8 protein-coding genes are annotated in these 10,679 nt (G+C 51.2%); 4 read left to right on the top strand and 4 right to left on the bottom strand.

What is annotated here, in order from left to right:
- A partial coding sequence (gene gltB, locus ACWA6V_RS09875) for a glutamate synthase large subunit (protein WP_449522328.1) occupies positions 1 to 2,484 on the bottom strand: 2,484 nt, incomplete at its 3' end.
- Between the two features lie 249 nt (positions 2,485 to 2,733).
- Positions 2,734 to 3,189: a hypothetical protein gene (locus tag ACWA6V_RS09880; RefSeq protein ID WP_449522329.1), complete on the bottom strand. Its 456-nt coding sequence runs from the start codon at positions 3,187 to 3,189 to the stop codon at positions 2,734 to 2,736.
- A 134-nt stretch (positions 3,190 to 3,323) separates the two neighbouring features.
- Between ACWA6V_RS09880 and ACWA6V_RS09885 the strand changes: the two genes are divergently transcribed.
- On the top strand, positions 3,324 to 4,412 hold the full coding sequence (locus tag ACWA6V_RS09885) for a flagella assembly protein FlgT middle domain-containing protein (protein ID WP_449522330.1): 1,089 nt from the start codon (positions 3,324 to 3,326) through the stop codon (positions 4,410 to 4,412).
- 4 nt (positions 4,413 to 4,416) lie between these two features.
- Here ACWA6V_RS09885 and ACWA6V_RS09890 read toward each other — a convergent pair whose 3' ends face one another.
- Both ACWA6V_RS09890 and ACWA6V_RS09895 read right to left on the bottom strand, forming a co-directional pair.
- Complete coding sequence (locus ACWA6V_RS09890; protein ID WP_449522331.1) at positions 4,417 to 5,931, bottom strand: tryptophan halogenase family protein; 1,515 nt, start codon at positions 5,929 to 5,931, stop codon at positions 4,417 to 4,419.
- Positions 5,932 to 5,978: 47 nt separating this feature from the next.
- A complete protein-coding gene (locus tag ACWA6V_RS09895; protein ID WP_449522332.1) occupies positions 5,979 to 6,941 on the bottom strand; it encodes a hydrogen peroxide-inducible genes activator in 963 nt (320 codons plus the stop codon).
- A gap of 520 nt (positions 6,942 to 7,461) precedes the next feature.
- On the opposite strand from ACWA6V_RS09895, the gene xdp1 reads away from it, so the two are divergent.
- The 3 genes from xdp1 (at position 7,462) to ACWA6V_RS09910 (ending at position 10,639) form a co-directional block, all read left to right on the top strand.
- Positions 7,462 to 8,178, top strand: coding sequence for an exosortase-dependent surface protein XDP1 (gene xdp1, locus ACWA6V_RS09900; RefSeq protein ID WP_449522333.1), 717 nt, complete (start codon positions 7,462 to 7,464; stop codon positions 8,176 to 8,178).
- A gap of 148 nt (positions 8,179 to 8,326) precedes the next feature.
- Positions 8,327 to 9,100, top strand: a complete 774-nt coding sequence (locus tag ACWA6V_RS09905) for a ThuA domain-containing protein (protein WP_449522334.1) — start codon at positions 8,327 to 8,329, stop codon at positions 9,098 to 9,100.
- A gap of 36 nt (positions 9,101 to 9,136) precedes the next feature.
- Positions 9,137 to 10,639, top strand: a complete 1,503-nt coding sequence (locus ACWA6V_RS09910) for a phospholipid carrier-dependent glycosyltransferase (RefSeq protein WP_449522335.1) — start codon at positions 9,137 to 9,139, stop codon at positions 10,637 to 10,639.
- Positions 10,640 to 10,679: the final 40 nt, after the last annotated feature.

Below are 10,679 nucleotides of genomic sequence, written 5' to 3' on the forward strand. Positions count from 1 at the left end.
AGACACCGGACGTTTGTTAACAAGATCCGCATAGTTGCGCCAGAGTGCATAGCTGCCACTTTGTACGGCACGCTGCAACGATTGCACTACATCGGGGTTGTAAGCATGGTATTCCGAGCCGTGAACGTACTTGAGCAATCCACCCTGTACAATCGGCTTGCGATCCAACCATGCGCTTTGCGCTAGAATTTTCTGGTCTGCTTCCAGATCTTCAAAGCGCGCTCCCGCGATGCGCGATGGAGTGCTCTCGAAGCACATGGAGACCACTTCTTCCGACAAGCCAATCGCTTCAAACAACTGCGCGCTACGATAAGAAGTCACCGTTGAAATCCCCATCTTGGACAGGATTTTCAGCAGGCCTTTATCGATGCCCTTGCGGTAGTTTTTGTAGGCGGTATCCACATCGCTCAGCAATTCGCCAGTTTCAATCAAGTCATTGAGCACGTAGTAGCTCAGGAACGGATAGACCGCTGTTGCACCATAGGCGATAAGGGCAGCAATCTGGTGAGGATCGCGGGCGCTGCCGGTTTCTACAATCAGATTCGCGTCGCAACGCAGGCCGACATTGGTCAAATGCTGGTTAACAGCACCTACCGCCAGCAGCGCAGGGATTGGCAGCAGGCCTTTTTCAAAGCCGTAATCGCTCAACACCATCAGCACCTTGCCTGACTTAACCGCAGCAGCCACATCAGCACACAGCTTGGTCAGGGCAGCTTTAAGGTTGGTTTCTTCGGCGTTGTAATAGAGCGAGAATTTCGCCACTTCGTAACCGGGGCGATTTAAATTCATCAAACCGCGGAATTTCTCGGGCGAAAGCACCGGCGAGCTGAGAATCACGCGGTCGGCATGCTCGGGCAACTCGTCGTAGACAGGCAATTCACGACCAAGGCAAGTTTCCAGCGACATCACAATCGCTTCGCGCAGCGGGTCGATGGGCGGGTTGGTGACCTGCGCAAACTGCTGACGAAAATAGTCATAGAGTGAACGCTGTTGACGTGACAGCACAGCCATAGGGGTATCGTCACCCATAGAACCAACAGCTTCCTGGCCACCTTCAGCGAGCGGACGCAGCAACTGATCGCGCTCTTCAAAGCTCACCTGGAACATTTTCATGTTGGCCTTGAGGGCGATGCCTTCGATGCCATTTTCTTTGGCATCTGTATTGAGCGTTGATTCGATGCGCAAGGCGCGCTCTTTCAGCCACTTTTTATAGGGCTGGGTCGACTTCAACTGGTTATCGATATCCTGCGTGTTGTGCAATGTGCCGGTAGCGGTATCGATCGACATTATCTGGCCTGGGCCAAGGCGGCCTTTGGCGACTACGTCAGCTGGATCATAGGCGTACACGCCCACTTCCGAGGCCACGGTGATCATATCGTCTTTGGTGATAACCCAGCGCGATGGGCGCAGACCGTTGCGGTCGAGGGTACATACCGCGTAACGACCATCGGTAATTACCAAGCCAGCGGGGCCATCCCAAGGCTCAATATGCATGGAGTTGTATTCATAGAACGCGCGCAGATCCGGATCCATATTTTCCACGTTCTGCCATGCAGGCGGCACCAGCATACGGATCGCGCGATGCAATTCCATACCGCCAAGCGTCAAGATTTCCAGCATGTTATCAAGGCTGGAGGAGTCGGAACCGGTGCGGTTTACCAGCGGCGTCACGGTACCCAGATCAGGCAACAGCGGCGTCACAAATTTAGGGGTACGCGCCACCGCCCAGTTGCGGTTACCCACAATGGTGTTGATCTCGCCGTTGTGTGCGAGCATACGAAATGGCTGAGCCAATGGCCAGCGCGGCGAGGTATTGGTAGAAAAGCGCTGGTGGAATACGCAGATTGCTGTCTCCAGGCGCTCATCAGCCAAATCGGAAAAGAAACGCGGCAAGTCAACCGGCATCATCAACCCTTTGTAGGAGAGAATACCGGTACTCAGGCTGCACACATAGAACGTTTTGTCGTCTTGCAGGCGGATTTCAGCCTTGCGACGCGCCATAAACAACTTGGAGTTCATTTCCTCAATACTGAGGTCGGGGTTATTTACGAACAAATGATTAAACGCCGGCAGAGAACGCATGGCGATTGGGCCAAGGCAGGTCGGATCAACCGGCACCTCACGCCAGCCAGCAACAATCAGGCCTTGAGCGGTCAATTCTTCCGCCATAACTTCACGCGCCTTGTCAGCAACAGCAGCATCCGGGCTGAGCATGATCGCTCCCACACCGTAAACAGAGGTCAGCTCTACGCCGCAAGCTTCTTTTGCAACAGCGCGCAAAAAAACATCCGGCTTTTGGATCAACAAGCCACAACCGTCGCCAGTTTTACCATCTGCATTGATGCCACCGCGGTGGGTCATGCAAGTCAGGGCTTCAATCGCCGTAGTAAGCAGACGATGGCTGGTCTTGCCCTTTAAATGGGCAATCAAACCAAAACCGCAGTTATCTTTGAACTCGTCTATCTGGTAGAGGCCAGTGGTCATAGGCTGATTCTCAACAAAAAACACTATCAAGGGATACGTATGGATCAAGAGCAAAGCTCATGCGAAAGCCGCGCCAAATCACATCCCAGACAAAAAAGCCCCTGGTATCCAGAGGCTAGGCAAATGGGCGCAGGATATTACCCGCTTGGAGGGGCATTAGCAAGACAACTGCGGGAGCATTAAATGTAGGATTGTGAGCCAGACCAGCGCAAAAAACAGCCAGTCGGCAGGTTTATATTGCGCCAGCCACTAGGGCGATTTACGCCAGTGCTCTGGCGTCAGGACTTGCTTGGCACCAAAGGCGTGCTGATCTGCCGCAGTAGCGCTGTCTTTACACTCGCCGCGCACCCACAAGTGATAGCGCGAGATGCTACGGTCCAACTCAAAAAAACCGTCGCGGCAATAACCTGCCTGCTCGATCACATAAGCGGTATTTTCCAGCAGCCGCTCATAGGTACCGCGCCCCACGTCGACGCCACCCTTGGCAAATTCCTGCCCTGGATTGGCGCCACCGCGCGCAACTCGTATATGACTCGGGATTCTCTCCTCTGGCCAGCGCAAGCGATAGGTAAACATCTTGGAAGTATTGGGAAGTATCTCCACCTCAAGGGTCTCGGCCATTTCAGTTTCGACATAGCTGCGCCCCGTGGAACTGCATCCAATAATCATGCTCACCAACAAGGTGAAGATAACAACTTTGCCCATCTATTTGCCCTGTGATCGGTTTAACAATTTACGTGCGTTGGGGGGGGATTAAAGAATTTTTGCCAGGAGCCGACACATTGGTGATAGCCCACGTTTATCATCCACACTATACGCGCATCACGCCGGAGCCTGCCATGGGTTCGCTACACGCACTGCCCCAGCGGATAAACAGTCTGCTGTTGACCTGCATTATCAGCCTGAGTTCATCTGTATTGGGTAACTCGATTGTACCGGATGATATCGCCTACAAACCCCAATCCACCCCGGGGGATAGCGGTGTTGTAGTGGGTACCAGCGAATTACCGACAACCCCTGCGAGCAAGCCCTCAACCCAATACCTCGCCAGAGGCCAGTGCCCCGACCAAAGCCGCAGTCACGACAACCTATCCAAAGCGCTGGCCATCACCCAATTCCTGCGCAGCTCGCCACATACAGCCAATGCGGGCAACCTCTTCGCAGCCGAATCCGGGCTACCTGAACTTATCCGCGCGCAGTTGCGTCAGAAATACCACTCTACAGGCCCGGCAGTAATGCCTTGGGGGTTTGCACAAGCTGATCTGAGCGAAACCCAACTCAAGCAGCAAGCGCAAAAAATTGCGCGCCAGATGCGCACCCAATTTGTGCTGAGCGGGACAATTATCGACATGTCCATGCTGGCGCCAGACACCACCTACAACCCCAGCTTATACCGCCAATTTGCCAACGGGTTCTACGACCTCACCCACATCAAAATGTTTGACCAGCGCACACGGATTATGAGTTTGGAGGTGCAACTACGCGACGGCTTTACTGGTGAGTTACTGCTCAACAAAAGCTACTCGACCAATGGTATATGGAACCAGCGCCAACCAATCGGTTTTAGCTCGCCCGCTTTTGCCAAAACCCACTACGGGAAACGAATCAAGTCATTAGCCAATAAGATCAGCACCGAGCTGGCACAGGTCATTCACTGCCAGCCCTTTATGGCCGCGATTGATAGCGCCCCCGGGCAGACTCAAGTGTTACTGCACGGCGGCGCTAATAATGGCCTGCATGCGGGCGACAACCTTAGCTTGTATCAGGTGATTATGGTGGGCTCCAATAACGAGTATCAGGTTAGCGACACCCGACTGGTAAAACGCGAAACGCGCCTGCATCTGAGCGAGGTATACCCAACACATAGCATTGCAATAGTGGAAGGTGGCAGCTATTTAAACGGCAGCTATCTGGCGGCGAGCGAATAATCCATTACGACTTGGTTATTTCTGTATCAGCACCGTAGTGCTCCTGCAAATAGGCATCGTGCGAGGGCAAACTTTTCACCATATTAAAAATCGCAGAACGCGCTAATTTCAGAGTTTCGTTGATCTGGCCAAAGTCGAGGTTATCGACACGCGGGCTGTATTTTTGCGGACGAATTCCCATGCCCTCAAAGACCGATTGCCAGCTGGTACTGCGAAACAGCTCATCGTTGTCTTCACGCAAAATACCGTGACCTTTAAATAAATCGATGCGCTCGCGCAGCGATTCGGGCAACTCCATGGTTTTGCACCAGCGCCAAAAATCGCTGTCGTCGCGCTCGGTGGCGCAGTAGTGCAGCACGATAAAATCGCGCACTTCTTCAAAGTCAGCCCCCATACGGCGATTGTATTCACGTTGCAAACTCGGTTCACAATCGGCATCGGGGAAAAAGCGCAAAAAGAAATCCATTCCGCGTGCAATTAAATGAATCGCTGTAGATTCAAGCGGTTCAATAAATCCACCCGACAAACCCAACGCCAAGCAATTGCCTTTCCAAAATTCCTTGCGCCTTCCTGTATTAAAACTAATCGCACGCGGATCATTAATACGCGGCGCATCAAGATTTTTCAGCAAGGTAGTTTTGGCCTCGGCATCGCTACAAAATTTACTCGAATACACATAGCCATGGCCGGTGCCGTTGCGCAGCGGAATGCGCCACGCCCAGCCTGCTTTACGCGCGGTCGCTGTGGTGTAGGGCATGCGCGAGCCGGCGACCTGGGTTTTAACGACTATGGCGCGGTCGCAGGGCAAATAATTCGACCAATCTTCAAAACCAACACCGAGAGCTTTTTCAATTAACAAGGCTTTAAAGCCCGAACAATCGATAAAAAAATCGCCGTCGATTTTGCGCCCGCCAGATAACTCCAGCGCCTCGATAAATCCATTTTCTTTACGCAACACATTGACGCAGTTGCCCTCACTGCGGATAACTCCGCGCGCTTCAGCATAGCGGCGCAAATAGGCCGCCACTAATTTTGCATCCAGATGCACCGCATAACCGGCGCCGCCAATCGGCGTGTTCATCGCCTGTGCTGGCGGAAAAAAACGCTCCTGGGCCGCCATCACCGCACAGGGCGAGAAATCCTGCAGGTTGTATTGCTCACCCTCCATGGTCGCCTTGAGCCAGCACTGGTAAAAATCCTGCGAGCCAATACGTTTGCCGAGCGCGCCGTAAGGATGGAAATAGGATTGGTTTTTCACCTTCCAATCGACGAATTTAATACCCAACTTGTAACAGGCCTGGGTCTCGCGGATAAATTCCTCTTCATCGATCCCCAAGCTGGTAATCAGACGCACCACCGGCGGAATAGTGGATTCACCCACCCCGATAGAACCTATCTCTTCCGACTCCACCAATTCGATCTCACACAGCTCGCGCTTGAGATGCGCAGCAAGCATGGAGGCTGCGATCCAACCGGAGGTGCCGCCACCGAGGATGACGATTTTTTTGAGTGGGTTCATGCTTGTATTCATAACCGAAAACGTTCCAATAATTACCCGCGCTTCCCTTACCAGTTCGCTAAGGGCAGCATAGTCTGCTCAAGCGCATCCGGCTCGGTCGTAAAATTCCAGTAGGCACCGCTACAGGATTGGATCGACTTGCGCAGCACATCAATTGCCTTGTGGCGCGGGAAACTCGCGCGCCAAGCCAAGGCTAATTTGCGCTGGCCGCCCACAAGTGGCCGGGCAACCAAGCGATGCGCCGCACACAAACCAGCCTCCGCCGCCGAGCGCGGCAATATACTCAACCCCAATCCCGCAGCCACCATATAGCGCAGGGTTTCAAGGCTACTGCCTTCGGCCGCGTAACGCTTGTGCTGGCTTTCGTCCGGTTCCCGCCAGTCAGGGTTGAGCAGCAACACCTGCTCGCGCAGGCAGTGGCCGTCACCGAGCAGCAGTAGCTCTGCGCGGGAGATGTCGGCCGGTGCGATTTCCGTCTTGCGCGCCAAGGGATGTGCCTGCGGCATCACCACCACAAACGGCTCATCAAACAACTCCTGGGTCACCACATCGGATTCGCTAAACGGCAGCGACACCAGGATGACATCCAGGTCGCCATCACGCAGTTTTTTGCGCAGGTTAGCGGTGTAATCCTCCTGCACAAAGAGCGGCATATTGGGCGCTTGCTTTTGCAAATGGGGAATAAGTTGCGGAAGGAGATAAGGCCCCATGGTAAAAATCGCTCCCAGCGCCAAAGGGCTATTGAGCTGGTCTTTACCGGCATCCGCGAGCGCTTTGATGGTAGCCGTATGAGCCAGTAGCAAGCGCGCCTGGGCGACAATTTTTTCACCCAATACGGTCGGCTGGACCTTGGTCTTAGTGCGCTCAAACAGCTCCACCCCCAGCTCCTCCTCCAGCTTGCGCACCGCGATACTGAGGGTCGGCTGACTCACATGGCAGCGCTCGGCCGTGCGCCCGAAATGCTGCTCTTCCGAAAGTATGACGATGTAGCGCAACTCAGTCAGGGTCATGAAAAACTCAATTCAATTTGATGGCGCCCAGTGTGCCCGTTTGCATCGCCTAAGGTAAAGCTACACGCCCTTCCCAAAAGACTATAGCCAAATTCTATGGCATTCCAATTGCCCGCATCACTGCCTCATTTTCCGCTGCGTTTTCCTTCAGATATTCACACCCTTGCCGCTTGGCGGGCTGGATTGGACAAAAAATCTTCACCAACCCCAAGTTGTCAGTGAGAAGACGCCGGGGTGACCCTTGCCCCAGGGCTGTTCGGCCTGTTGATGCCCGAACTCCAGAAAATCCTGTCACCCACAGAAATGAAAAGTGTCCTCATAAGTGTGCGAAGGGATCGATCCCTGGCACAGAAAAAGGCACCAAAATATGTCGAAATTTTTATCACATGCACCTAAATTGCCACCTAAGACTAAACCTGCATCACAACAAAATCAGTATCTTAGTCAGCGTGGCACAAAAAGTGCTCTTTTGGCGTCTAGCTGTACCCACTCAATCACTCTACTTAACGGACTACCCATCATGTTATCCATTAAATCGCTTATTGCAGGACTAGCACTGAGCACCGGCTTTGTCATGAGCGCATTTGCCGTACCAGTTACTGTCAATCTGGCACCAAATACTGCAGGTTATGTTTGGTCATTCAACTACACTTCATCTGAAGCCGACGTCGCTGTAACCGGCTGGTCAAATAAATCCACCGGTAACAAAGCCATTGCACAAGATGTAATCGGCAGATGGAACAACTCGGGAATAGGTGTTGAAAATGCCAACAACCCCCACCACGCTGTGGATAACGGGAGCGGCGACTACGACGCCCTTCTGTTTTCCTTTACCAAGGTTGTTGATCTTAGCGGTCTGAATATTGGTTGGCATCAAAACGACGCCGATGTATCCCTGCTGGCTTACACAGGTGCAACCCCTTTTGTAGGTAACCTCAATGGCTTAGGCAGCAACTGGGCCAACCTTCTGAACAACGGCTGGAGCGTTGTGGGCAACTACAACCGCAATGGCAACGGCTCCTTTGCGGTTAACACAGCAGATGTGACATCTCAATACTGGTTGGTCGGCGCTTACAACACGGCTTTTGGCACAGGCAATGGATTGACCAAAAAGGATGACTATTTCAAATTAAAAGCCATTACTTTTGAAGCCGTTGAAGTGACTGAATCAGGCTCCCTGATTTTATTGATGTTAGGCTTGGCAGGTGTGTGTTTTGCACGACGTCGCGCTGCATAGTTCTCACAGCTAAGATACTGTTCCAAAAAGGGCGCTATCAGCGCCCTTTTTTATTGCCTATAAATTTGTATCGCTTATGATGGGCCGGCTTAAAAAAGATAAGAAGACATCAGGGACAACAATAACAATCCACTAGCGAGACAATAGTATGCGTAGACAAATCGCCTTATCCCTTGCACTGACCTGCGCCCTTTTCTGTACTGCCTTTAGCGCACAGGCACAGCAATTCAACGTATTGCTCTTTACCAAAACCAACGGTTGGCACCACGAATCCGTCAACGAAGGTGTCACTGCAATACGAGAACTTGCCGTGCGCCACCACTTCAGCGTTGATTGGCATGAAGATGCCAGCATTTTTAATGATGAAAAACTCAAAAAATACCAAGCTGTCATTTTCCTGTTAACCACCGGCGATATTCTCAACGATGAACAGCAAGCGGCGATGGAGCGCTTCATTCGCTCGGGCAAAGGCTTCGTTGGCGTTCACAGCGCATCCGACACCGAATACGATTGGGACTGGTACACCAAAATGGTGGGCCGCACGTTCCACATACACCCAGAAATTCAAACCGCTGAACTTACCGTTACCAATCGCAAATTCCCTGGTGTTGAACGCATGCCCGATCGTTTTTTATGGACGGATGAATGGTATGAATTTGGCGCAGAGCGTATTAAAGGACTGAATTATATTTTGGCCGTGGATGAGCAAACCTTTAATCCAGTAACCGATTGGGGCACCAAAAAAGGTGAAGGTATGGGCAAGTTCCACCCCATCGCCTGGTATCACGATTACGATGGCGGCCGCGCGTTTTACACCGCACTTGGGCACATGCCCGCCACCTACAGCGATGCACTGTTTCTGGAGCATATCTATGGTGGACTTTATTGGGCGGCAACCGGTAAAGGTTTGCGCAAAAAATAATTCCTTACAACAACATCAAACATAACAACAGACATCATGAATAATTCCTTAAAGAACGTCTTAAAGACCTACGCACGATTTATTTATCCCGCCGTTATTTTGGTGATTTCACTGGGTATTTACTTCCCCTATTACGGCACTCCACAAGCGATGTTTTGGGATGAAAACTATCACGTGCCCAACGCACAAAAATATGTTGATGGTGTGATGTATATGGAACCACATCCACCACTTGGCAAATTGCTGATGGCAGCTGGCGAAGTGCTGTTTGGCGGCAACGAGAATGTCAACAAATCCAAACTGTTGGAAACCGACTATCTAACCGGCGACAACGCACCACCCGAAATGACCTACAAAGGTTTCCGCTGGCCATCAACTGTAATGATGGCACTCTCGGTTTTATTTTTTTACGGCATCATCAATTGCATAACGCAACGGGCATGGCTTGCAGCGGCATTCACCAGTCTGGTCATTTTTGATAATGCGCTGGTCATACATGCGCGCGCGGTGCATCTCGACGGGATCCAATTATTTTTTATTCTTGCCGAACTGTATTTTTTTACTCGTATTGTCACCAGTGGAAAACCTATTCGCCTCAAGGATTATGCCCTGCTGGGAACCTTCATCGGTTTGGCCACTAGCGTAAAAGCCACCTCGGCGATTGAATTGTTATTGTTGGTAATGCTGTTTGGTGTCGATCAATGGAACAATATTAAACTGTGGAAATGGCAAGCACTTATCAAGCGTATCGCCGTTACTGTGCCGTCCGGTGTCCTGCCTGCAGCAGCAGTGTTCCTCGGCGTTTTTTATGTCCACATAGGTCTGGGCGAAAAGATAGTTGACAATAGAACCTACAAGGCATCTCCCGAATACATCAACCAGATTCGTATGGGCGATACTTGGTCACTCAAGACTTTTTCATTGGGGATGCGCGATAACTGGAAATTCATGAGCGAGTATGCAGACGGCGTTCCGCGTCTGGATGAATGCAAGCCGGATGAAAACGGCAGCTACGCCATGAACTGGCCGCTTAGCAGTAAAACCATCAGCTATCGCTGGGATAAAAATACTGTCGATGGTAAAACCGTTACCCAATACAAATACCTGATTGGCAATCCAATTGTCTGGTTCTCTGTTGTGGGCGGAATCATTCTCTCTCTGGGTCTAATTATCAGTCGTTACATTTACAACAACCCTGTTAAAGATGAAAAGCTTTTCTATTGGATCTGCGCCTTTACGGGACTCTACGTCAGCTATATGGTTGCCATTCTACAAATTGAGCGGGTGATGTACCTCTATCATTATTTCATTCCTTTAATTTTTGGAGCGATTAACCTGGCATTAATTTATACCTATATCTACCGCGACGAGGTTATCGCCAACAACAAACACACCATAATCAACACTGCCCTGTTTGCCACATTGGTGATCGCCATTTTTGCGTTCTTCTCTCCCTTCACTTACGGCTTTGGCTTAACCGAAGACCAATTTGAATTGCGCAACTGGTTCAGCTTCTGGAAATTACAGGTGGTGAGATAATCATGAACGTCCAACAACTGTTAAATAAAAATAGTATTTT

The sequence above is a fragment of the Cellvibrio sp. genome (genome assembly GCF_053579595.1).